This window comes from Marinilabilia sp., assembly GCF_016278715.1.
In the GTDB taxonomy this organism is placed as follows: domain Bacteria; phylum Bacteroidota; class Bacteroidia; order Bacteroidales; family Marinilabiliaceae; genus Marinilabilia.
Genome location: NZ_JADQBH010000032.1, coordinates 1 through 23,689 on the forward strand (window position 1 = coordinate 1; position 23,689 = coordinate 23,689).

The 23,689-nt window shown below is 41.0% G+C and carries 15 protein-coding genes; 11 read left to right on the forward strand and 4 right to left on the reverse strand.

What is annotated here, in order from left to right; all coding sequences use genetic code 11:
* Positions 1 to 232: 232 nt before the first annotated feature.
* Positions 233 to 904, forward strand: coding sequence for a Crp/Fnr family transcriptional regulator (locus tag QZZ43_RS02130; RefSeq protein WP_291855783.1), 672 nt, complete (start codon positions 233 to 235; stop codon positions 902 to 904).
* 241 nt (positions 905 to 1,145) lie between these two features.
* Here the strand turns inward: QZZ43_RS02130 and QZZ43_RS02135 are convergent, their stop codons facing one another.
* The gene (locus tag QZZ43_RS02135; RefSeq protein WP_291855787.1) at positions 1,146 to 1,934 is read right to left on the reverse strand and encodes an META domain-containing protein; all 789 of its coding nucleotides are present in this window, start codon (positions 1,932 to 1,934) and stop codon (positions 1,146 to 1,148) included.
* A gap of 516 nt (positions 1,935 to 2,450) precedes the next feature.
* Here QZZ43_RS02135 and QZZ43_RS02140 point away from each other — a divergent pair.
* The 6 genes from QZZ43_RS02140 to lgt all read left to right on the forward strand — a co-directional run bounded on the left by QZZ43_RS02140 (position 2,451) and on the right by lgt (position 11,378).
* Positions 2,451 to 3,689, forward strand: coding sequence for an MFS transporter (locus tag QZZ43_RS02140; protein WP_291855790.1), 1,239 nt, complete (start codon positions 2,451 to 2,453; stop codon positions 3,687 to 3,689).
* Between the two features lie 457 nt (positions 3,690 to 4,146).
* Positions 4,147 to 5,130, forward strand: coding sequence for a rhodanese-related sulfurtransferase (locus QZZ43_RS02145; protein ID WP_291855793.1), 984 nt, complete (start codon positions 4,147 to 4,149; stop codon positions 5,128 to 5,130).
* Between the two features lie 230 nt (positions 5,131 to 5,360).
* Entirely contained in the window at positions 5,361 to 6,359 is a 999-nt protein-coding gene (locus tag QZZ43_RS02150; protein ID WP_291855795.1) for a tRNA-dihydrouridine synthase, read from the forward strand.
* A gap of 321 nt (positions 6,360 to 6,680) precedes the next feature.
* Positions 6,681 to 7,124 carry a hypothetical protein gene (locus QZZ43_RS02155; protein ID WP_291855798.1) on the forward strand — a complete coding sequence of 148 codons (444 nt, stop codon included), beginning with the start codon at positions 6,681 to 6,683 and terminating at the stop codon, positions 7,122 to 7,124.
* Positions 7,125 to 7,214: 90 nt separating this feature from the next.
* Positions 7,215 to 10,544, forward strand: a complete 3,330-nt coding sequence (gene secA / locus QZZ43_RS02160; RefSeq protein WP_291855801.1) for a preprotein translocase subunit SecA — start codon at positions 7,215 to 7,217, stop codon at positions 10,542 to 10,544.
* A 6-nt stretch (positions 10,545 to 10,550) separates the two neighbouring features.
* The gene (gene lgt, locus QZZ43_RS02165) at positions 10,551 to 11,378 is read left to right on the forward strand and encodes a prolipoprotein diacylglyceryl transferase (RefSeq protein WP_291855804.1); all 828 of its coding nucleotides are present in this window, start codon (positions 10,551 to 10,553) and stop codon (positions 11,376 to 11,378) included.
* 315 nt (positions 11,379 to 11,693) lie between these two features.
* On the opposite strand, the gene QZZ43_RS02170 is transcribed toward lgt, so the two are convergent.
* Positions 11,694 to 12,260 (reverse strand): hypothetical protein, encoded by a 567-nt coding sequence (locus QZZ43_RS02170; RefSeq protein WP_291855805.1) that lies wholly within the window; start codon positions 12,258 to 12,260, stop codon positions 11,694 to 11,696.
* A 262-nt stretch (positions 12,261 to 12,522) separates the two neighbouring features.
* Here QZZ43_RS02170 and QZZ43_RS02175 point away from each other — a divergent pair, with 262 nt between their 5' ends.
* Positions 12,523 to 13,794: a hypothetical protein gene (locus QZZ43_RS02175; protein WP_291855806.1), complete on the forward strand. Its 1,272-nt coding sequence runs from the start codon at positions 12,523 to 12,525 to the stop codon at positions 13,792 to 13,794.
* A 480-nt stretch (positions 13,795 to 14,274) separates the two neighbouring features.
* Positions 14,275 to 15,531: a M48 family metallopeptidase gene (locus tag QZZ43_RS02180; RefSeq protein WP_291855808.1), complete on the forward strand. Its 1,257-nt coding sequence runs from the start codon at positions 14,275 to 14,277 to the stop codon at positions 15,529 to 15,531.
* A gap of 189 nt (positions 15,532 to 15,720) precedes the next feature.
* Here QZZ43_RS02180 and QZZ43_RS02185 read toward each other — a convergent pair whose 3' ends face one another.
* Complete coding sequence (locus QZZ43_RS02185; RefSeq protein WP_291855810.1) at positions 15,721 to 18,705, reverse strand: insulinase family protein; 2,985 nt, start codon at positions 18,703 to 18,705, stop codon at positions 15,721 to 15,723.
* Positions 18,706 to 19,567: 862 nt separating this feature from the next.
* On the opposite strand from QZZ43_RS02185, the gene hemH reads away from it, so the two are divergent.
* Positions 19,568 to 20,578, forward strand: coding sequence for a ferrochelatase (gene hemH / locus QZZ43_RS02190; RefSeq protein ID WP_291855812.1), 1,011 nt, complete (start codon positions 19,568 to 19,570; stop codon positions 20,576 to 20,578).
* A gap of 13 nt (positions 20,579 to 20,591) precedes the next feature.
* Here hemH and QZZ43_RS02195 read toward each other — a convergent pair whose 3' ends face one another.
* Entirely contained in the window at positions 20,592 to 22,559 is a 1,968-nt protein-coding gene (locus tag QZZ43_RS02195) for a methyl-accepting chemotaxis protein (RefSeq protein WP_291855814.1), read from the reverse strand.
* Positions 22,560 to 22,705: 146 nt separating this feature from the next.
* Here QZZ43_RS02195 and sucD point away from each other — a divergent pair, with 146 nt between their 5' ends.
* Positions 22,706 to 23,575 (forward strand): succinate--CoA ligase subunit alpha, encoded by an 870-nt coding sequence (gene sucD / locus QZZ43_RS02200; RefSeq protein WP_291855816.1) that lies wholly within the window; start codon positions 22,706 to 22,708, stop codon positions 23,573 to 23,575.
* Positions 23,576 to 23,689 lie beyond the last annotated feature (114 nt).

Sequence of the window (23,689 nt, forward strand, 5' to 3'; positions counted from 1 at the left end):
ATCAAAACCTTACAAAACCATAATCGGGATCAGGGTTTAAGGGATGAAATCCCTTTTGGGAAAAGGTTTAGGGCACTATTGATTTGCGTAAGTGATTTTCCATGTCGATTCGGTTCGACTGGTTTTATGGTTTTATTGATGTGTCGAAAGGGGATTATTCACTATTTGCTATGGAAAAGCAACTAAATGCTTATGTCAAGGAATCTATCACTTATCCATAAAAGTAAGACAGATGTATCAATTACTTTCCAAATCGCCACTCTTTGCCGGATTGAAGGAAGACGAGATAAAAACTTTGTTTTCGCACATTGTATATCAGGTGCGTAGTTTTGCCAAAGGTGAAATTATTGCTTCCGGGGGAGAAGAATGCCGATCGTTGCAGATTGTGTTTAAAGGCAATGTAAAAGGGGAAATGATTGATTACTCGGGGCGGGTCCTGAAAATTGAGGACATTCCGCCGCCACGTCCACTGGCAGTTGCTTTTCTTTTTGGAAAAAACAATCGTTTCCCGGTTACAGTGAGTGCCACCGAGTATTCCGAACTAATCGTTATACCCCGGCAATCGGTGGTAGCCCTGATGCAGCTTAGTGAGGTGTTTCTGACCAATTTTCTGAATGCCGTATCTAACAGGGCTCAGTTTATTTCCGGAAAATTAAGGTTTTTGTCTTTTAAAACACTCAAAGGCAAACTGGCCCATTACCTGATGGAGCTGGATCGGCATCAAAAACAGAACGGTGAAATCAGAATAACAAGAACCCAGGAGGAACTGGCCGACCTATTTGGCGTGGCACGTCCCTCATTGAGCCGTACTTTAAGGGAGTTGCATCATCAGGGCATTATAAAAGCCAACGGACGGACTGTTACCATTATAGACAGGAATGCATTGCTTGAAGATAGCAGTTAGCTGATAGCTCTTGGCTGTTAGCTGTTAGCTGACAGGAAAGTTGGTGGAAGTGATTAGATGAGAAAAGGTACGTCCCCGAATGGGAGGTAACTATCTTATAATCCTTGTCAATTTATACAATACTCCGTTATACCGAAGTTTCGGGATACGATTTGTCCTAAATCTAAAAGTCTAACGATCTATTATTTATAAGTTTTCGCAATAAATAATTTATGAATAGTCACGGTTAATAAAGACTCCCTCAATCCTCCTTGAAAACAGCAATTACTTTATTTTCAGCATCCATTAATTGCATGGTGTTGTTATCGACCGAAAGTTTGTCGCAATTCTGAAGTGCTTGTAAAAAAGCTGTCTCCATCTCCATCTTTTCAGAACAATACATTTTTGTGGATGCAATATTTTCGAATCTTACTGTTCCGTCATCTTCAACCTGATAATCTCCGAAAAATGAGTTGCAGCCTGCATATCCGTGAACCCGGTCTTCTTCTGCATCAAAAATAACATGAGGCTTTCTTTCTCCATCCTTACTGTCAATTGTTTTTCCGGATAATTGCTTTAAAGCCCACTCTTTGTTTACAAATTGAGACAGTAGCAGTTTGTTTTTTTCAGATTCTTTTTTCTTTAGAATGTAATGCTGTTCCAGCAGTTCGTCAACCTCCTGTTGGTTGTTGTTCAGCATTCTTAATACAGAATCCTCAAATTGATAAAAGGTTTCATTGTATCTGCTTTTAAACACCCAAATGTTCTCTTTTTCGCTCTTTTTGATTAGTCCCGAAGAAATAAAGGGAACGCTGTCTTTTTCGGTGTAAACTTGTGATATTTCATAGGAGTTATCCGGATTAACAGTAATGGTTGTTTCAATTCCCGGACAGTCGATGCAGGGGAGAAGTCCGGTGTACACTCCAGTCATATCTTCCTCAATTTGCTCCGATTCATTTGTGGAAGTAACTTTACCGGAGGTCTTTTTCGAGCAGGATATCGTGGTTGTCAGTGCAATTGTTGCAAATAAAAGGAGTTTTATTATTCTCATCTTAGGAGTTTTTTTATTTTAATCAGCCGAAAATTTTTTACTTTAACCAGAAGATAAAATTTCTATACCAATGTAAGATTAAAATTCTGAAAATGGTTGCTTTTACTTATTGGAAAATGATTCTTTCTTTTGTACGTTACTTCTTTCAACTTACACAAAAAACAAAACCAACTATTTACTGTTTTGGTTTGAGAGGGAAAACAAAATATTAATCTTTCAAATTTTTGTGGAATAGGATTCATCCTGTTCAAAATAGATATATTCAAGCTTCTACAATTCTTGATTGAAGCCGACCTCGACAGGTTAGCCTAAAAACAAGGTTGTTTTATCGAAAAACCGTATCTGTCTGAGTCTCAGGCGGGCACTAAGTGAGATGAGTTTAGACGATTTCGATGAAACCAGGATGGAAAGGAATGCCTCAAAGAAACATAAAAAAGTTATTTCATGCGAGTTCCATCAGACCTAAAAAAACAAATGAATCTGGTATTTAATTTTAGGATGAAACAAAATTATTAGATGAAGAAAGCTCCAGCTCAAACATTGTCACCCGAATCTTCGCAGCGAAATTTTTATGGTTTTTTGTGGCATGCTTCACTGCTGGCATTTGCCAAGAATTTTATAGACGTGGATACCGTGCTTCCTGCCATGCTGATTGAGTCGGGCGGAACTTCAATGCATGTGGGAATTATGACTGCCATCCTGCTTGGCGGCACCCGGTTTGCCCAGTTGTTTTTTGCACCATACATCAGCAATCAGCCTTTCAAGAAGAAATTTCTCTTATTGGGGATTAATTCCAGAGTGTTGTCCATTGTGGCGTTGGGAGGTATCATCTTTTTTATGCAGGCCGGGGATGCAAAGTGGGTGTTGTGGCTGATATTTTTCTTTATTTCCGTTTTTGCGCTGGGAGGGTCTTTTGCCAATGTTAGCTATATGGACATAATCGGGAAATCGTTATTGGAAGAGAAACGAAAGAGTTTTTTCTCTACCCGTCAGGTGCTTTCCGGTGGTATTGTATTGGTTTCAGCCTATTTGGCAAAACAAGTTCTTGCGGCTGAAAGTTATCCCGTCAATTACGCTTATATGTTTTTGGCCGGCGGCTTCTTTCTACTACTCGCCTCAATCGGTTTTTGGGTTTTGAAAGAAGAGCTGGCCTCCCAACTGAAAATAAAAGGAACCTTGAAATTCTTCTCCGTGATGCGGAAAGAGATGAAAGAAAATAAACGACTTCCCCATTTTATTGGATTTATTAATACTCAGGGAATTGCGGTATCATTTCTTCCCTTTGTGGTTTTGTACGGAAAGGATTATCTGAATGCCGGAAGTGCCTCCACCGGTAGTTTTTTACTTTACAAGGTTATTGGAATGGTCGCTGTAAGTCTGCTGGTCGCAGTAGGGGCCAAAAAGATGCGCTACAATTACCTGTTATACGGCAATGTGGTTTTATCTGTTTTTATGGCTGTTCTGACGCTTTTAAGTAAGGATTTGGCATCGCTTTACTATGTCTTTCTGATAGGAGGGGTGGTTTTTTCTCTGTTTAATATTACCATGAATGGTGTTCTGCTTGAAGTTTCTGGAAAAGAAAACAGAGCTCTTTATGCAGGCATTACCGGAGCCGGAAATATCCTTCCCGTTCTTTTTCCTCTTTTAAGTGGCTGGCTGATTGACATTCTGGGGTTTCAGAGTTTTGTGGGCCTGTTTGTCTTTTTCTCGCTGATGTCGGTTTATTTTATTTACAAAATTGATTGTGATAAATAAGGGGCTTTTCAATGCGGACTCTATTGGCACTCGTTTTTGCAATTTCTGTCATCAGAGTATCGCCGGTGGGATCGTCCGGCCAGATAAATATTTCATTGACGCCTCTCAAAATTACCTGTTCGCCGTTAACATCAAACAGGTTTTTGCCACTTACAGTCATCGAAGAATTTGAATCACTGAAGTACAGAAATGATGCGATTCCCAGAAAAAAAAGTATAATTGTGTGTTTTTCCTCATGTGGCGAAAATAGGAGAAATAACTAAATATTGTAACAGGAAATTATAGTCATATTTCAAATGAATTTTTTTAATGAGCTGATAATACATTGATTATACAATTTTGGCAGAAGATATAAACTAAGAAAAAAATCATTGCAGAATAAAGGATGACATTATCCGAAATAGTTTCTTTTTTATATTTTTGTAGCGCAAATGTTGTGTTGAAAAAAACAAGAAAGATGTTGTTACATAATCGCCTTGGACGTCCGCAGTTGGAAGCCCGTTTAGATTCAGAAAAATTTGTTCGTCGAACGCTTTCGTTTTACCGATATGTGAATGTTGAAAACCCGCAGGAGTTTCGTGACCAATTATACCTAGCCTGGGACCAGTTGCAGTGCTACGGTCGGGTGTATGTTGCCCCGGAGGGTATCAATGCTCAGATGAGTGTTCCGGAACATCAGATTGATGCCTTTTTGAAGCATCTCGAATCGGTTCCTGAACTTTCCGAAATGTCTTTGAAATGGGCTGTGGAGGATGATGGAAAATCATTTCTGAAGCTTGTTATCAAAGTACGTTCAAAAATTGTTGCTGATGGGTTGACTGAAACAGAGTTTGATGTTACCAATGTAGGGCAAAGACTATCTCCGTTGGAGTTTCATGAATTGGCTAAAAAGGAGGAGGTGATTGTGGTGGATATGCGCAACCGGTATGAAAGTGAAATTGGTCGATTTCAGAATGCCATTTGCCCCGATGTACGAACTTTTCGGGAAGAGGTGGAGACGGTGGTGAAACAACTTCAGGATAAAAAGGACCGTAAGGTTTTGTTGTATTGCACTGGAGGTGTGCGTTGCGAAAAAGCAAGTGCCTGGCTGCGCCATCATGGTTTCTCAGATGTGAATCAGTTGCATGGCGGTGTGATTGCCTATTCGCATGAAATTAAGCAGGCCGGGCTTGCTTCGCAGTTTATCGGGAAGAACTTTGTTTTTGATGAAAGACTGGGAGAGCGCATCACTAACGACATTATCAGTCATTGTCATCAGTGCGGCAAGTCCTGTGATACACACGTTAATTGTGCTTACGATCCCTGTCACAAACTTGTCATACAATGCGATGTGTGTGCTGAGAAATATTCCGGTTGCTGCTGTGAGGAGTGTTGTCTTCAATTCGCGCTGCAGAGCGGTGCCAAGGAGGAGGGGCAGGATGAGGTTAAGGTTGAGATTTAGGCTAAGGATGAGGCAAAGGATTTATTCACCATTAAATCAAAGAATGCCTGGCGACAGCTTTTTTTAAACTGCGTAACTGTTTTATGTCGCACTTCAAGTGCGACAATAATTCGTATAATTCGTGGACCCCAAACAAGAAATGGCTTAGCCATTTTGCCAAAAAAACACCAATATGCTTCAAGTCTTATGTTTTCTTTTGTAGTAAAATGACTCTCATTGCTTTAAACGATATGCCTGAAACAAATACCAACTTCTGGAAAACCTCAAAACGCCCCCTGATGATGCTGGCTCCAATGGAAGATGTGACCGACACGGCTTTTCGGGAACTGGTATTGCACAATACTGTCGCCGGGCAATTGGATATCATTTTTACCGAGTTTACTTCCACCGACGGACTTTGTCATCACAAAGGACGGGACAATGTGGCACAACGGCTGTTTGTGTCAGAAACTGAGAGAAATCTTCTTAAAGAAAAAGGTGTGAAGCTGGTGGCACAGATATGGGGCAACAAACCGGAGAAATACTATGAAGCTGTTAAGTTTATTGAGGCGAATTACCATTTCGATGGCCTGGATATCAATATGGGCTGTCCGGTGCGGAATGTAGTGTCGCACGGCAGTTGCTCTGCACTGATAGATAATGAGTCGCTGGCTGCAGAAATTATTCAGGCAACACGGGAAGCCAGCTCTTTACCGCTAAGTGTAAAAACACGAATTGGACTAAAGAGGGTAGATACAGAAAGGTGGATGAAATTTTTGTTTCGTCAGCCGGTAGATGGAGTCATTTTGCATGGAAGAATTCAAAAACAGATGTCTGAAGGGGAGGCCGATTGGGACGAAATTGCCAAAGCTTCGGCCATTCGGGATGAATTGGCGCCTGATATCCCTATTATCGGAAACGGCGATGTGTTAACGATTGAGGATGCTTTATTAAAACCTGAAAAATACCATACCGACGGGGTAATGATTGGTCGCGGAATTTTTCAAAATCCATGGATGTTTCAATCCTCTCTCTCAGAAATAGATATTGAAAAGCGTCTTAATACCCTGTTAAAGCACCTTCAGCTTTATGAATCAGCGTGGGCTCATATTCGACCATTCCCCATCCTAAAACGCTTTTTTAAGATTTATATTTCCGGTTTCAGAGGAGCGGCTGAGTTGCGAAAAGAATTGATGGATTCAAATTCTGTAGAGGAAGCCCGGAAGGTTCTTTTAGGAACAATGAATTGAATGTTGCTTAACCGAACGTAAATTAAAGTGGTTGCTTGCAGGAATGAGGGGCATTATTCCAAAGCATCCGCTGCACCTATACGTTTGAATCTGCCCTAAATTCTCTATTAACCGTTCTTTAGTATTGATTATTCGATAACGAATTTTCTCTGTCAGGGTAGATTTGTAACCCGGACATGAGGATGAGGCCAATTAATAGTTGACAATTTTTTTTGCTTAGGTTTCGGTTTACATCCAAACCTATGTTAAAATCCGCCAAAAAGCCCCTAAATTGCAAAAGATTTAACATCTTTACATTTTGAAATTTAGAAGGAAAAAATTGTGCGAAACTATTCGGAAATAGGATGTTTAACTTTACTGGGAGTAACTCTCACGGTGTATGTGGCTGTAGGCAATTGTCAGCCGGATCAGAATCCGTATGATTGGTCCTCAAAGAACATCAACGCCGAAGAGGTTGAAAGAGCAATAAAGCAGGGTAGTGAGAAACATTATTTTGTAAAAGTTTCCACCCAGGCTTTGTCGCAAAATGGAACAAAAAAATCATTGGCAGGCATTCCAGCACTTGGTTTGGCAGGTGTTGCTGACTCATCCGCTGACTCTGTTCTGCCTGTAAATTCTTTTTTTCTTTCACTTCCCAGTTTTCCATCCCGTACAACTTGTTATGACTTTCCGGGAATTATTCTGGACTTTTGTGAGGGTTTTGATTATCATAACCCTGCAAGCATTCTTCATCTTGAAATAAGAGCCGGCCCGTGCCAGGCTTAATTTCATCATTTATCATTTATTTATTTTTCCATCCGATTATTTCAGGGAAGAGTAATTTCAACTATTGTTAATAATTAACCAATTAATATTATGCCGGTTTTTAACCAGATAATGACCAAAATGTTTGGCAGTAAATTTACACGTGACCAGAAACTGGTGATGCCTGTTGTCGAACAAATAAAGAGTGTTTCTCCAGAAATAGAGAAACTTTCGAATGATGAATTGCGTCAACGAACAGTTGATTTAAAAGCCCGCTTGCAGGAAGCAACAAGCAATGAGCAGGCAAAAATTGAAGAACTTAAAGAGAAAGCTGAGAACAGCAAATTATCCGTTAATGAACGGGAAGATATTTACGACCAGATAGATAAGCTGGAAGATGAGATCACGGAAAAACTAAAAGGAACCCTCGATGAAATTCTTCCAGAAGCCTTTGCTGTAGTGAAAGAGACTGCAAGCCGCTTTAAGGAGAACGAAACTATTGAAGTTTCCGCAACAACTTTTGACCGTGACCTGGCTGCCAAGCATGACTTTGTGGATATTGAAAATAACAAAGCTATTTATCACAACACCTGGCAGGCAGGAGGTAATGAGGTTACCTGGGATATGGTGCATTACGATGTCCAGCTTTTTGGTGGGGTTGTGCTTCATCAGGGGAAAATTGCAGAGATGGCTACTGGTGAAGGTAAAACACTTGTGGCTACGCTTCCTGTATTTCTGAATGCCCTTACCGGGCGCGGAGTACACCTGGTAACAGTGAACGATTACCTGGCCAAACGTGACTCCGAATGGATGGGCCCCATCTTTATGTTTCATGGATTGAGCGTGGATTGTATTGATAAACATCAGCCTAATTCTGAAGCACGCCGTGCTGCCTACAAAGCTGATGTAACTTATGGTACCAACAACGAATTTGGTTTTGATTATCTGCGTGACAATATGGCTGTTTCCCCCAAAGATTTGGTGCAGCGGAAACACAACTATGCTATCGTGGATGAGGTGGACTCGGTTTTGATTGATGATGCTCGTACGCCGTTGATTATCTCCGGGCCTGTTCCAAACAAAGGAACCGATCAGCTCTTTATGGAGTTCCGTCCTAAAGTGGAGAAGTTGTTTGACATACAACGTTCAGAAGTAACCAAAATCCTGGCCGAAGCTAAGCAAAAATTGAAATCGGAAGACCACAAAGTGCAGGATGAGGGTGCTTTATTGTTGCTTAGAGCTTACAAAGGGCTTCCCAGAAACAAAGCCATTATCAAATTCCTGAGTGAGCAGGGTATGAAAGCCCGGATGCTAAAAACAGAGAATTTCTACATGCAGGAGAATAACAAGAATATGCATGTGGTTACTGACCCGCTCTATTTTGTGATTGATGAGAAAACCAATTCGGTGGAGATGACCGATAAGGGTATCGATTTGATTACAGGAACCAGTGACGATCCAAGTTTCTTTGTGCTGCCTGATATTGGTTCTGAAGTGGCTGTCCTTGATAAGGATACCTCTCTGAGTGAAGAAGAAAGAGTAGCCAAGAAAGATGAAATGCTTCAGAATTATGCTGTGAAGTCGGAACGGGTTCATACCGTAAATCAGTTGCTAAAGGCTTATGCCATGTTTGAGATTGACGTGGAGTATGTGGTGATGGATAACAAGGTGAAGATTGTGGACGAGCAGACCGGCCGTATTATGGAAGGTCGCCGCTATTCTGACGGACTTCATCAGGCTATTGAGGCCAAAGAACAGGTAAAGGTGGAAGCTGCTACACAGACGTATGCCACCATTACTTTGCAGAACTATTTCCGGATGTATAAAAAACTGGCCGGTATGACCGGTACTGCGGAAACGGAAGCAGGAGAGCTTTGGAACATTTATGAGCTGGATGTGGTGGTAATTCCTACCAACAGACCTATCGTAAGAAAAGATCACGAAGACCTGGTTTATAAAACAACGCGTGAGAAATACAATGCAGTTATTGAAGAAATTTCGGCGCTTGTAAAGGCCGGAAGACCGGTGCTTGTAGGTACCACATCGGTGGAAGTATCGGAATTGTTAAGCCGTATGCTTAAAATTCGCGGAATTAAGCACAATGTACTGAATGCCAAGCAACACCAGCGTGAGGCTGAAATTGTGGCTGACGCCGGTAAAGAGGGTGTCGTAACCATAGCTACCAACATGGCCGGTCGTGGTACCGACATTAAACTGTCCAAAGAAGTAAAACAGGCCGGTGGTTTAGCCATTGTGGGTACCGAGCGTCACGAATCGCGTCGTGTTGACCGTCAGTTGCGTGGTCGTGCCGGTCGTCAGGGTGACCCGGGTTCTTCTCAATTCTTCGTTTCGCTTGAAGACAACCTGATGCGTCTTTTTGGTTCCGACCGGATTGTGAAGTATATGGACCGGATGGGCATCAAGGATGGTGAAGTAATCCAGCACAGTATGATTACCAAGAGTATTGAGCGTGCTCAGAAAAAAGTTGAAGAAAACAACTTCGGTATTCGTAAGCGTTTGCTTGAGTATGATGATGTGATGAATTCGCAGCGTGAGGTTATTTATACCAAACGTAAGCACGCTTTATATGGCGAACGTATTCAGGTTGATATCTCAAATATGATGTTGGATACCTGTGAGGAAATTATTGCAGAGCATCAGCAAAATAACGATTTTGAAGGGTTTAAATCAGAGTTAATCAGAACCTTTTCTTCCGATTCTCCTTTTCAACAGGAAGAGTTTATGAAATCCAAGGTAGAGGAGTTGGCTGATAAACTGCATACTAAAGTGTGGGACAATTATCAGCGGAGGATGGAAACCATTTCGCGTCAGGCGTATCCGGTTGTTAAGGATGTGTTTGAAAATAAAGGAGAGGTTTATGAAAATATAGTGGTTCCGATTTCAGATGGCCAGCGAATATTCCAGATTACCACCAATCTGAGAAAAGCTTATGAAACAGAAGGGGCTGACCTGGCTAAATCGTTCTCTAAAACCATGTTGTTGCTCACCATTGATGAAGCCTGGAAAGAACACCTTCGTGAGTTGGATGACCTGAAGCAAGCGGTTCAAAATGCTTCTTACGAACAAAAAGACCCGTTATTGATTTATAAGTTTGAGTCTTTTAATCTTTTCAAAACAATGATTGGGGATAACAACCGTAAGGTGGTTGCCTCCCTGGCCAAAGCTCATATTCCCATCAGGGATGCCAGTCAGGTGAAAAAAGCTGAAGAGCGCAAACAGGATATGGGACGTCTTAAAATGCAAAAAGACGAAATGCCCGGAGTGGGTGTTCCTGGTATCGCATCACGCGGAGGTCAGCCCGGCAGTCAGCAGAAAGAAAAGCCCAAAGCTGAACCGGTTCGTGTGGAGAAAAAGGTAGGTCGTAACGACCCTTGTCCTTGTGGAAGTGGAAAAAAGTACAAACAATGTCACGGAAAATAATCGCGTATGTTTTTATTAAATTATATTTCATGGAATCCCGACCCGGAGATTTTTTCTCTGGGGCCATTAACGGTTCGGTATTACGGACTCTTTTTTGCAATGGCCTTTTTGTCTGGTTATTACATAATTGAGCGCATGTTTAAACGGGAGGATATTCCCGAAAAGTGGTTGGATAAGTTGTTTCTCTATGTGGTAATCGCCACTGTTGTGGGCGCTCGTTTGGGCCATGTGTTTTTCTACGGATGGGACTATTATTCCCAAAATCCGGGAGAGATTTTGGCTATCTGGCATGGAGGACTCGCCAGTCACGGTGGAGCTATCGGAATTCTGGTAGCCATTTATTATTATTCCAAAAAGGTATCCAAAAAGCCGATGCTTTGGATTCTTGATCGATTGGTAGTTCCGGTGGCCCTGGCGGCCGTCTTCATTCGTCTTGGAAATCTGATGAATTCTGAGATTGTAGGGCGTGTTACTGATATACCCTGGGCCTTCTGGTTTCAGCGTGTTGACCCGGATACAGTTACTCTCAGGCATCCAACTCAAATTTATGAAGCTCTTGCCTATCTTGTGACATTTGTCTATCTGATGTTTTTGTATTGGAAGACCAATGCGCGTCTTCGTCAGGGATTTCTATTCGGAATTTTCCTGATCGGAATTTTTGCATCACGGTTTGTTATCGAATTTGTGAAAGCAGATCAGGAAGCTTTTGAAGCAGGAATGGCAATTAATATGGGACAAATTTTGAGTATTCCCTTTGTGGTTGCCGGCCTTTATTATGTGAACAGGGGCATAAAAAGGGGGCCGGTTAAGACCAATGAGGGAAAGAAACAGTAGCTAAGTAAACAGCACAAAAAAAATATACTGATGGCCAATTATTTAGTTAATTGGTCATTAGTGTTTATAAGAGATTATTTGGGGATTTCTTAAATTTTCAGAATCATTATTGTCCGGGAGAATTAAAAGTCCAGATTGTTTCACAGATGCCATATTCACGTTTGTCCTTGCTTGTGCCTTTTCAAAAAAGTCTGTTTGCAAATATCAAATAGAGGTGCGAGTTTCCTTCGGCTTTAATAACCAAATTCTATACGAACGAAAATTGAATTTTGGGTTTTGCTAATTGTTGAAGATATTTTTGGTTTTCTTGAGGGTTTAAAATAGTTTCAATCCTATTCTCACAGAAAAGCGATTGTATTTAATTTTTCGTTCCAATTCTCTGTAAACCCAGTGTTCCTGAACATGTGAGGAGCTTTGGTATTGATAACCCAGCGCCATAAAAAGCTTGCACTTGCCCTTCATTGGGAATATATACCCCAGGTGTGTATGGGCAAACCGACCCCCTTTTGTTTTTAAGACCTCTACATATTCAAGTTTTGCCTCTTCCAAAGGAAATGCATGCCCCACAGCTCCATTAAAATAAACAGCTCCATATTCTTTTAAGGGGAAAATCAGCTTAATATCTGGTCCCACCGGAAGCAAGGCTACATCGTACCATTCCACTCCTGTTGTCAATCCAAGGGCCAGATATTTTCCAATGTGAAAGTTGGGTGTTATTTGTAATGAACTGATGTTTCCTTTTTCATCATTAGAAGAACCAATGAGTTGTCCGAAGGAAGCAAAGACAGCAAAGTTGTTTTCATCGGGAATGAATTCTTTCTCGTTTTGGGCATAAAGCCGAAGAGTGCCCAATAATATCAGCAGAATAATAAATCTTTTCATTTCTCAGGGTTTGTAATAAAGAAGACAATTTGCCGGTTTCGTTGCGTCAAAATTAATTATAAACGCAACCTTTTTACAATAAACGCATCTCATATATAAATGGGAAAAATGTTTTTCATTCACTGTTCAATATATCCCGTTCCTTTGCAATATTTGGAATTTTGAAATTTTTCCTTGATAGCCATTTTGCCAGTTGGATGCGATTTTTAATACCTCAAGAAATTAACATATATCGACTATTATTAACCCAAAATAATCAATCATGAAGAGAATTTCGTTTCTTTTGCTGACGTTAAGTCTGGTCATAGGTTTAAGCTCCTGCAGCGATAAAATTGAAGAAACCTATGTGGTCAATACTCCTGAATATCTCAGTTATGCTGAGTTAAGGTCTTCTTTTGTTGTGAAAAGCGCCGAAGCCATTAATCAGCCGGGCAAATTCTACTTTAAGGATGATTTTATTTTTATCAATGAATACCAAAAAGGGATTCATGTGGTTGACAATTCGAATCCTGAGAATCCTCAAATTGTTTCGTTTATTGAAATACCCGGAAATGTGGATATGGCAATCAAAGGGGATAAGCTTTATGCGGACAGTTACATTGATTTGCTGACCATCGACATTAGCGATATGAATAACATCTCGGAAGTGGATAGAGACACCAGCGTATTTCCATATATCATTCCCGAATTTGGAGTGGGAAGGCTGGAAAATATTGACCAAAACCAAGGGGTTGTAACGGGATATAAAGTATCTGAGAAAACGGAGGCTGTTTCCGGTTACAAAGAAGATTATCTGAGATTTCAAACGTGGGAGTCTTCTTTTTTTATGATGGATGGTGCTTTATCCAATAGTGTTAGCAAAACCGGGACGGGGCAGGGCGGTTCAATGGCCAGGTTTACTGTTTTTGATGATTATTTGTATGCCATAGATAACGCATCACTCAATTTGTTTGATGTGTCTGATGCAGCCAATCCGGAATATACTAAACAAATTCCTATCAGCTGGCAAATTGAGACGTTGTTTCCTTACAACAATATGCTTTTTATTGGTGCCCGCTCTGGAATGTACATCTATAGTCTCCAAAATCCTGCCAATCCACAGTTTATCTCTGAATTTACGCATGCATCTGCTTGTGATCCGGTTGTGGTGGAGGGGAATTATGCTTACGTGACTTTAAGAGGAGGAAATCTTTGTGGCGCCATCGAAAGTCAGCTGGAAGTGATTGATATATCAACGATTGAATCTCCGGAGTTATTAATGACTTATCCCATGACAGAACCTTACGGTCTGGGTATCGAAAATGAGGTGTTGTTTGTTTGTGATGGAAAGGCAGGACTGAAAATCTATCATGCCCATGATCCATATACCATAGATGAGAATGTGATTGCCCATTATGAGGAAATAGATGCTTTTGACGTTATTCCTTTGGGAGATGTCTTGTTGGCGATAGGTGCTGATGGGCTGTATCAGTACGACTACTCGTCGCTTGAAGATATTAAACAACTGAGTTTTATACCCGTTTATGGGGATTAATTGAGTGACTTCAGGTTTCAGGTTTTGGTTTTGGAAAATTAATTGGCTTATTTCAAATATGGGTACTTATTATAAAAGTTTTTTCAAACCAACACAATAACATACGACACCTTCAGCGTCGATATTATATGTTTTGCGAACAGCTATAAACATAGGAGCCCTTCAGGCTCCCATTCCCTACAATATACGGATATGATCCCGAAGGCTTTATTTCCCTCAAGTATAAAGGCATGACCCCGATCGGGTCAAATATTTATAGATGAAATGTTTACATAAGAATCGACCCCCAAAGAGGGTCGTACCAGTCAGGTATATTTGTTTTCCTCATGGTTTTTTCAATTATGATCTGTTGTAAGTATCTGATAGTTTTGCATTATTGTGATTTACCAATTTATTTAAGAGGCAGATGACTTTCGGGTTTTCTGCCTTCGTTTGTTTTTAAGGCTTGCAACAATTAAGTTTGCAGAGCTTAAAAAAAAAATGCAAATACATACTACTTTGTTTTACGTCATCATTGCCATCCTTCTTATTGATACCATTTGGGGCTGGATCCTGGAAGAATTAAACCGGAAAAGCTGGGCGCAGAAAGTTCCAGAAAGATTGTCGGATGTCTATCCTCAGGATAAATTCGAAAAGCAGAAACAATACCGGAAAGTGAATCATCGTTTTGGAAAAATTTCAACCACTTTTAATCTGATGGTTTTACTTGTGTTTCTATGGTTTAATGGTTTTGCATGGGTCGATGGTCTCGTTCAGAGTATTTCTGACCATTGGTTGTTGCGACCTTTATTCTTTTTTGGAATTATAGGATTGGTTTCCCTGATAATGGGACTTCCATTCTCTTTATATCAGACTTTTGTGATAGAGGAGAAATTTGGTTTTAACAAATCTACCCTGAAAACATTTGTTTTTGACCAGATCAAAGGGCTTTTGCTGGGAGCAGTCGTAGGCGGATTGTTGTTGAGCCTTATTATCTGGTTTTATGAGTTCGCTGGTCAGTGGTTCTGGCTTTACGCCTGGGTAGGCTTATCCTTGTTTATGATATTTTTTAGTAAGTTTTATACGACCCTTATACTGCCGTTTTTCAATAAGCAAGTACCACTGGATGAGGGCGAGTTGCGAACAGCCATCGAAAAAATGAGCCAACAGGCAGGGTTTACCCTTGACAATGTGTATGTGATGGATGGCTCCAAACGTTCGACCAAGGCCAATGCATTCTTCAGTGGTTTCGGGAAAAATAAGCGGATTGTGCTCTTTGATACGTTAATTAATGATTTGGACACCGAGGAAATAGTGGGTGTTCTGGCACACGAGATTGGGCATTTTCGGCTGAAGCATATTGTCTGGAGTACTATATTGGGGGTATTACAAACTGGTTTAACACTTTTTCTGCTCGGGTGGTTTGTCAACGAACCGGCGTTATCCCAGGCATTAGGCGTATCAGAACCTGTATTTCACATCGGACTGATTGGATTTGGTATCTTGTACAGCCCGGTCAGCAGTATTTTGGGTTTGGGAATGACCATCTTTTCCCGTCATAACGAATATCAGGCCGACGCATTTGCCGGGAAATATGCCAATCCGGGAGCCCTTCAATCAGCCCTGAAAAAGATATCAGCCAATGCACTGAGCAATCCGACGCCACATCCGTGGTATGTTTTCTTCAACTATTCGCATCCACCATTGCTGAAAAGACTGGAAGCTTTGGATAAAGAGGAGGAATCAATGAATTGTTAAAAGGCTGCGGAGCGGGGGCAAAGACTATTCCATATAAAAACCCACATTACAGACTATTTATCAGATCTGTAATGTGGGTTCGTTTATTTTTAATCTTTTGCGTAGCAGCTTTTAATTCTACGCACTATCAGCTAAGAGCTAACAGCTAAGAGCCAAGAGCTAACAGCTAACAGCTAAGAGTCCCATGCCTTACTGAACTACCTGGCGAACATCATAAAACAACTCCTGATTTTCTTTAATCTTTTGGTCGTTTCCATATACACAGATGATGTTTTGGCTCATAACGTCCGAAATCATATCGGCATAACTGCTGATGTCCTCAGCAGTAGTGTTTAGAACGGCATTTCGTTCTTTCTGCAACTTCTCTTTGGTTTCTTTCTTGAAATAGTTGCTCATAGCAATAGTGCCTCGTTGTGAAGCAGTAGTTGGATAGTCAAGGTTTGAAATGGTCCCGATAATGTAGCGGGTCATCTCGGTACTATCAGCTTCAAATGTTTTCAAGTATTCAGCTCCGGCATCGAAGTTCTCGAGTGTTTCTGTAAGGTTGGGATCGCGATAAGAGGCGAACATCAAGGTTCCGGATGGAGAGACTTGCGCCCAGCCACCGTACGCACCTCCCATAACACGGATTTGTGTCTGCAGATAATCTGTTGACAATACCTGGTTCAGGACTTCCATCTTTCCATCCCACTCATATCCCAATTTCTTGAAATCGTAACCTTTTGTTACATACTGTACCAATGAAGATGACATCAGGCCTTCATTTTTTGGCTCAAGGTCGAATACCCATTGATTCATAGACACTTCTTCGTTAGGCAATTCAGCAAGGAATTCACTGAAAGCACTTTGATAGGTAGTGTAATTATCACTGGAACAGGTGATTCCTGCGACCATATTTTGCTTCGTGAATAACAATGAGGCAACTTTTTGAAGATTGGCAATAATCTCCTCATTTTTTGAATCGAAATTTTCGGTCAAATCAGTGACAAAGTCATAGTAAGTAAGTCCGTTAGTAATTTCGTTGAACATTCCACTGTTTTTGAAATAAGAGGTGAGTCGGTTCATTGCCACTCCAATACCATAATTTTTGGCTTGTGACTCAACCTGAGAATGGTGTCGTACCAACAGTTCTTTCAGGCGCTCAGTATCATCAAATTTGGTATTATTCAGAATCTCATCCAACAATTCAAACAACTTACCTGTTTTGTCAATAGTTGCTTTTGTGGTAATCCGGAGTTTAGGTATAAGTTTTTCATCCGAATCGTTTTCCAGATATGAATTCAGATAGGTGTAAAAACCCCCGGTATGGATGTTCAATGCATTATCGAGTTCACCAAAGTCATAATTTTCAGTGTTCATTTTTCCCAATAACTGGCTCATCAGGTTTGCATAAGGAATGAGTTCGCTGGGTAACGTACGCAAATCAAAAAAGAAATTGGCATAGATGATGTCATTGGTGAAATCTTCGAAGTGCAATACAGGGATATCATCAACGCTCTTTTCTGCAACCTCGTACCATTGCACATCTTTACTGATATCTGAAAGAGATAACATGGGAATAGTGGCAACCGCTTCGGGAGCATCTTCAGCCTGCTGATATTCTTTTAAGGCTTTGGTTTCTTCCACCAGTTTCTGTAGCTCTTCATCCGACAGGCTGGCTTTATATTCAGCAAGTTTAGCCTTGGTTTTTGCAGCCATCTCATTTTCCAGTCCCGGTTGCGGCTTAAATACCATCATCAGGGCGTGAGGATTGTCAATCATATAATCCTGAACAATCTTTTGAAGCATTCCGGTTTTAATGCCTTCTTTAACGTTGGCCAATGGCTTTTCAAATTCAATTCCGTCAAAGATGTCGTCTGAAAACAGAACGCTGTTTTTTAGGGAAAACAAATACATCAAACCTTTGTAAGAAGTATCTCCTTCTCTCAACCGAAATTCCATTCGGTTAACGATACCTTCAATCATCTCTTCTTCGAAGCCTTCCTGTGCAACCTTCTTCAACGTATTCGATACCACTTCTTCGAATTTCTCTTTGTCTTCGGGATTGGCATTTTGTACGTTAATCTGGAGAACATTTTGCTTGCTGTCGTCTACATAAGAGTAGATGTCTTTACCGATGCCGGCTTCCTGAATTGCCAGCCTCAAGGGTGCTGATTCGTGGTTGACCAGCGCTTCAGAAAGGATGTCCAGAGCCATGGTCAGTTCCTGGTTGGTGTTGAGCCCTGCAACAAAGTAATATCCCAGGAAGGTTTTATCAATCGTATCGGTACCTTCAGGAACACTGTAGCTTTTTTCAATAGTCTTTTTTTCTGCTAACGGCTCCTGGATAGGAATTTCCAGCTTTTTCTCCTGCTTCTCGTATTTTGAAAAATACGCACGGTCTAAAAACTCCAGTTCTTTATCCAAATCAGCGTCTCCATAAAGCAATACAAAACTATTGGAAGGGTGATAGTACGTTTTGTGGAAATTTTTGAAGTATTCGTAAGTCAAATCAGGAATGGCTTCCGGGTATCCGCCTGATGAAACTCCGTAAGTATTGTCGGGAAACAGCATTTTGTAGCTGTAATAATCCATCTGGCGCTCGGGATCTGAATATGCGCCTTTCATCTCATTGTAAACAACGCCTTTATAAGTAATTTCATCATCAACATCGTCGAGTTCATAGTGCCATCCTTCCTGCTTAAGAATTCTGGGGTCGGTATGTAGAAGGGGATTAAATACCGCATCCATATACACATGCATCAGGTTGAAATAATCCTTGTTGTTCATGCTGGCTATCGGATAGGTCGTAAAGTCCGATCCAGTCATCGCATTCAGAAAAGTATTCAGAGACCCTTTTCTCAGAATATCAAAAGGACTTTTAGCCGGAAAGTTCTCCGATCCGTTGAGTACCGAGTGTTCAATGATGTGTGGTGTCCCATAGTCGTGCTGTGGAAGGGTTTTGAAAGAAACGGCAAACACCTTGTTGGCATCGTCTGTAGCAATTTTTATCAGACGTGCACCACTTTTCTCGTGTTCAAAGTAGAGGCAGTTGGCATTAACTTCCTCAACGAAACGGTTCTCGATAAGTTTAAAGCCGTTATAGACTTCGCCTTCTTTGTGGGTAGGGCCATCAGAACATGACCACATTGAAATCATCGTGGTGATTGCCACCAAAAAAATCATGTTTTTCATTTGTAAAAGGTTTAAAAATTAAAGGTGTTCTTGTTTTTTGAAAGTATGGTTTAAATTAATATGAATAAAAGTACTATTTTTTTTTGAACTAATTTTCAAATTATTTGAAAATGCGGATTTTGGCATTTAGATTCGTTGGTTGTTGGTCGTTTGGAAACAGGGGAGTGAGAATATGGGTTTTCATAACGTAATGGGTTTTTTGCAAAACCTAAAGACAATGCCTAATCACAAATATGGGTACCTAATTATTAAAGAGATTTCTAACAATCACTAAAGCATACGACACCTTCAGCGTCGATATTTTATATTTTGCGAAAGCTATAAACATAAGAGCCCTTCAGGCTCTGTTTTACTCAAATGCCCACGAAATGGGTCAAGTATTTATTGATGTAATGGTTACATGATAATTGCCCCCCAAGGTGGGTCGTACCAGTTGGGTATTTTTGTTTGTTTTTCTCATGGTTTTTTCCACTATGATCTTTCGTGAGTATCTAAAATAGGTATGCTTTATTGTGAAAATAGTCCGTTAAACTTTTTTCAAATTTTTAAGTTTTAAGGAAGTTTTTTGTTAAAGTTCATAAAATAAATGTCCTATGATTTGTCTAACCTCTAACTTCTAAAAATCTAACGATCTATTGTTGTGATGAACAAGGAGAATAATCTTGTTGTTTGCTAAAAAGACTTATTTTCGTTTTTGTTCATGCGTTTGGCATTAAAGATGATTTTTTGGCCCGGCCCACACCTATGCATAAAGTTGGTTGTGAGTAATTGCCTCAAAAACCCGAGGTAAAATGCCTATGTTAAAGAACTGAACTGTCTCGGTAGAGGGGCAATGATTTTAAAAGTATTATTGTAGAAAAATATGACTAAGAAAGCCATACTTCTAGCCAATCTTGGCTCTCCTGATTCAACTAAAGTGAGTGATGTACGTAGATATTTACGGGAGTTTCTGATGGATGAGCGGGTAATTGACATCCCGGCATTTCCCCGATGGCTACTGGTTAACGGGATTATTGCCCCATTCAGAGCCCCACGAAGTGCAGCCAAGTACAAAAGCATCTGGACGGATGAAGGTTCTCCGTTAATTGTACTGACAGAGAAGCTGACACGGAAAGTGGAAGAGACAAACGATTTTCCGTCCTACATGTGTATGCGGTATGGGAATCCTTCTCCCGCTGCTGCACTTTCCCGGATTGCCAAAGAACATCCGGAAGTAGAAGAAGTGGTGTTATTTCCCTTGTACCCGCATTATGCCATGAGTAGTTATGAGACCGCCGTGGAGCATGTGAAAAACACGTGGGAAAGAGGGCCGTGGGAGTTTCGGTTGAAAGTAATTGCCCCTTACTATAATTATCCTGGCTATATTAAGTCGTTGGCAGAAAGCATCAGGCCACATTTGGAGAATGAATTCGACCATATACTTTTTAGTTACCATGGAGTGCCTGAAAGGCATATCTTAAAGGGGGATACCACCAGTAGTCACTGTTTGCAGTCCCCGGATTGTTGTCAAAATTCATCCCCTGCCCATCCAAAGTGTTACCGCCATCAGGTCTTTGAGACTACCCGATTGGTTGCTGGGTATCTTCAATTGACTGATAATAAGTTCAGTGTTTCATTTCAGTCACGTCTTGGAGGTGATAAATGGCTGGGACCCGCTACGGCTGATGTTTTGGCCGAACTTCCCTCACTGGGTATTAAAAAATTATTGGTTGTTACACCCGCTTTTGTGAGTGATTGCCTTGAAACCCTGGAGGAAATTCAGATGGAAGGGCAGGAGACCTTTCTCGAAGCGGGAGGAAAGTCTTTTACCGCCATTCCTTGTCTGAATCTTAACGATGAGTGGGTAGAAACCATCGGTGAATTGGTGAAATAGTCTATGATTATTCTTAATTCCATATCTCCTCTGAAACAATTTCTGAGTGATTGTCCTCATCATTGGAGAGTAATTCGGCCCATTCCCATTGATTAACACTTGGAAGCGTGGACTCTTCGTTGTTTTGTTTTTTGTAGAACGAAAGAATCTCCTGTAATTCTTCGGCGTGTGTTTCTATACGGAGCGCTTCATCCGAAAGAAATTCTGCCATTTGAGCAGTGTTTTGGGTTTCCATATTGAGCTGCTGAATGGCTGTGGAAATATGTGATGCTTCAGAATTTTGCTGTAAGGACATAGAGGCAAGATTTTGTAAAATTTGTCCATTGTCTTTGATTAGTTGGTTGATATTGTCCAGATTGACAAGAGCTTCATCCGACGATTCTTGTCCCTGTTCGGTCAGGGCATTCAAATCCCCGGCAGCTTCTTTAACTCTCTCCGCAAGGTCGCGCATAGCCCTTGCTATGGTAACAAAACCTTTGTTATTTCCTTCGTTTCGACTGGCTTCAATAGAGGCATTGAGTGAGAGAATATAGGTTTGCGAGGTGAGTTCTGAAATGACTGTTGACCGGTTTATCAATATTTGCATGATATCAATGGCCTTCCGATTTTGAGAAACATAGACTTCCACGTCCTTTTGCGCTTTTTCCAGGTCTGTTGCGGCCTGCGCGGCCTCCCGGCTGCTGTTTTCTGTGAGAGACTGCATTTCTTCCACCGAAGCGGATATCTCTTCGGCCGAAGAGGCCTGAGAGGTAGTGGTATCTGTTAGGTTTATTGACCGGTTTTTAAGTTTTTGAGTCAGGTCATTGAGTGATTTCCCAATATTGGTGAGTGCAAAAACCATGCGTGTGGTTTGGTCCTGGTGGGCTTTCATAGAACGGGTTAGCTTTCCGATTTCATCATCCCTGTTCGATTCAGGAATGGAAACAAGGATTCCATCCGATTGCATTTCTGCAATACTGGTGAGTTCCATTAGTGGGTCGGATAGTGAACGGCTGATACGCCAGGCCAGAAAAATGCCTGTGATGAGTGCCAGGGATATGCTCCACCACCATATTTTTGTAGCATTGGATGCATGTTGCAAATTGGATTGGGCGCTTCGCTTCAGGAATTGTTCTTGTTGTTCGGTCATCTCCAGAGTCAGAGATAGTCCCCGGTCAAGGAAATCATGATTGTTCAGTTGATTGTAAACACCCCAGTTTCCTCTTAGTGACTTAAGCGAACGTTCACATATTTCATTCTGCACCAAAATTTCATCAAGGGCATCTAAATCGTATTGCTTTGTAGTCATGGGCAGAATGGTCTCCACATTCATCCGAATAATATCAAAGGAGGGTGAAAGATTATTGAGCAGGGATGGATCGTTCCGATAATTGGTTTCCCCAATTGTGATTTTCAGGTTTTCCGCGGTATTCACAATCTCATTCATCAGGTTAATCTTGTCGACCCGTCGCTTAATAATGTAGTCGGCCGAGTTTTTATCCACATCTGCCTTCAGTTTTTTATATTGTAGTTTAAGATAATTATCGGACAGTTGCTGAAGTTTTATTTGTGCGGAATCTAATTGGTCATAAGACTGATTTACTTGCCTTGATGCGATAAATGCTTCGGCAATTTTTTGGCGAAAAATTACCAACTCCTTCTCAATTTGATTCCATTTGGTGGTTTGACGTTCTGATGAGCCGGTATTTAGTTGTTCAAGTTTTTTTTCTGCCTCCCTGAGATGATCATTGGCCATGATGTAGTATTTTTCATTTTTGGAAGAAGAAAAACTCCGTAAATTAAAAATGGCCTGCTGCCAGTGATTTTGAAGGTCGTAGGTTTTCGCAAGTGACGGAATGTGCTCATTGACGAGGGATTGTGAGGAACGATTGATAGAAAACAATCCTGAAAGCAAAATGCCGCCAAAAAGCATAGTTACAAAAAGAATAAGTCCAAATCCGGTAAAAAGTTTGTGGTGGATTTTTAATGATTGCCAATTCATAGATTTTGGTTTATCGGTTTTGAATCAAAAGTAAACTCTTTGCCCCTAATGGATGTTAATTGTATATTATGGGAATGTTTTGATTGAGTATTCAAACAAAACAGACCAATTATTGGCAACCATTAATAATTTATTATTCAATCTTTATGAGCGTTTTATTAAACCAGGATTCCAAAGTTATAGTTCAGGGCTTTACAGGGAAAGAGGGAACTTTTCATGCCCAACAAATGATAGAATACGGAACCAATGTTGTAGGCGGTGTTACGCCCGGCAAAGGTGGAACCAGCCATCTGAATTTACCGGTATTCAATACCGTGGCCGATGCTGTGATAGATACAGGTGCCGATGCATCAGTGATTTTTGTGCCCCCTGCTTTTGCTGCAGATGCTATTATGGAAGCAGCAGATGCCGGTATTCATTTGATAGTTACCATCAGTGAAGGTATTCCCACGGCGGATATGGTCAAGGTTAAAAACTATTTGTCATCACGCGAAAGCAGGTTGATTGGCCCCAATTGTCCCGGAGTTATCAGCCCGGGAAAAGCTAAAGTCGGGATTATGCCCGGATTTATTCACAAAGAGGGAAATATTGGAGTAATTAGCCGCTCGGGAACGTTAACATACGAGGCTGTGGATCAGTTGACCAAGTTGGGACTGGGACAAAGTACTTGTATCGGAATCGGTGGCGACCCGGTAATTGGAACCTCTACATTGGAGGCTGTTCAGTTGCTGATGGAAGATAAAGATACCGAGGGAATTGTGATAATTGGAGAGATTGGTGGCAATATGGAAACGGAAGCTGCCCTGTGGATTAAGGATCATGGCACCAAGCCGGTTTGTGGCTTCATAGCAGGTCAGACTGCCCCCAAAGGACGGCGAATGGGACACGCAGGCGCAATCATTGGAGGAAAAGACGATACTGCAGCTGCCAAAATGAAGGTAATGAGGGAATGTGGCATTCATGTGGTAGAATCGCCTGCTGATATTGGTATTACGATGCAAAAAGCGCTTGGTTAAGGGTTGTGAATAAGGGTTGATTTTCGGCTTAGCCGAAAATCAACCCTTATTCACAACCCTTATGATGTACAAACGTCTGTTATTGAGAGTATAGTGAAGCAAGCTTTTTACGTT

What these genes read in the sequence shown, in the direction of transcription:
- QZZ43_RS02140 (WP_291855790.1), top strand. Translation starts at nt 2,451, where the DNA reads ATGAAGAAAGCTCCAGCTCAAACATTGTCACCCGAATCTTCGCAGCGA.
- QZZ43_RS02170 (WP_291855805.1), bottom strand. Translation starts at nt 12,260, where the DNA reads ATGAAAAGATTTATTATTCTGCTGATATTATTGGGCACTCTTCGGCTT.
- QZZ43_RS02135 (WP_291855787.1), bottom strand. Translation starts at nt 1,934, where the DNA reads ATGAGAATAATAAAACTCCTTTTATTTGCAACAATTGCACTGACAACC.
- QZZ43_RS02195 (WP_291855814.1), bottom strand. Translation starts at nt 22,559, where the DNA reads ATGAATTGGCAATCATTAAAAATCCACCACAAACTTTTTACCGGATTT.
- secA (WP_291855801.1), top strand. Translation starts at nt 7,215, where the DNA reads ATGCCGGTTTTTAACCAGATAATGACCAAAATGTTTGGCAGTAAATTT.
- QZZ43_RS02130 (WP_291855783.1), top strand. Translation starts at nt 233, where the DNA reads ATGTATCAATTACTTTCCAAATCGCCACTCTTTGCCGGATTGAAGGAA.
- QZZ43_RS02185 (WP_291855810.1), bottom strand. Translation starts at nt 18,705, where the DNA reads ATGAAAAACATGATTTTTTTGGTGGCAATCACCACGATGATTTCAATG.
- sucD (WP_291855816.1), top strand. Translation starts at nt 22,706, where the DNA reads ATGAGCGTTTTATTAAACCAGGATTCCAAAGTTATAGTTCAGGGCTTT.
- lgt (WP_291855804.1), top strand. Translation starts at nt 10,551, where the DNA reads ATGTTTTTATTAAATTATATTTCATGGAATCCCGACCCGGAGATTTTT.
- QZZ43_RS02175 (WP_291855806.1), top strand. Translation starts at nt 12,523, where the DNA reads ATGAAGAGAATTTCGTTTCTTTTGCTGACGTTAAGTCTGGTCATAGGT.
- QZZ43_RS02145 (WP_291855793.1), top strand. Translation starts at nt 4,147, where the DNA reads ATGTTGTTACATAATCGCCTTGGACGTCCGCAGTTGGAAGCCCGTTTA.
- QZZ43_RS02150 (WP_291855795.1), top strand. Translation starts at nt 5,361, where the DNA reads ATGCCTGAAACAAATACCAACTTCTGGAAAACCTCAAAACGCCCCCTG.
- QZZ43_RS02180 (WP_291855808.1), top strand. Translation starts at nt 14,275, where the DNA reads ATGCAAATACATACTACTTTGTTTTACGTCATCATTGCCATCCTTCTT.
- hemH (WP_291855812.1), top strand. Translation starts at nt 19,568, where the DNA reads ATGACTAAGAAAGCCATACTTCTAGCCAATCTTGGCTCTCCTGATTCA.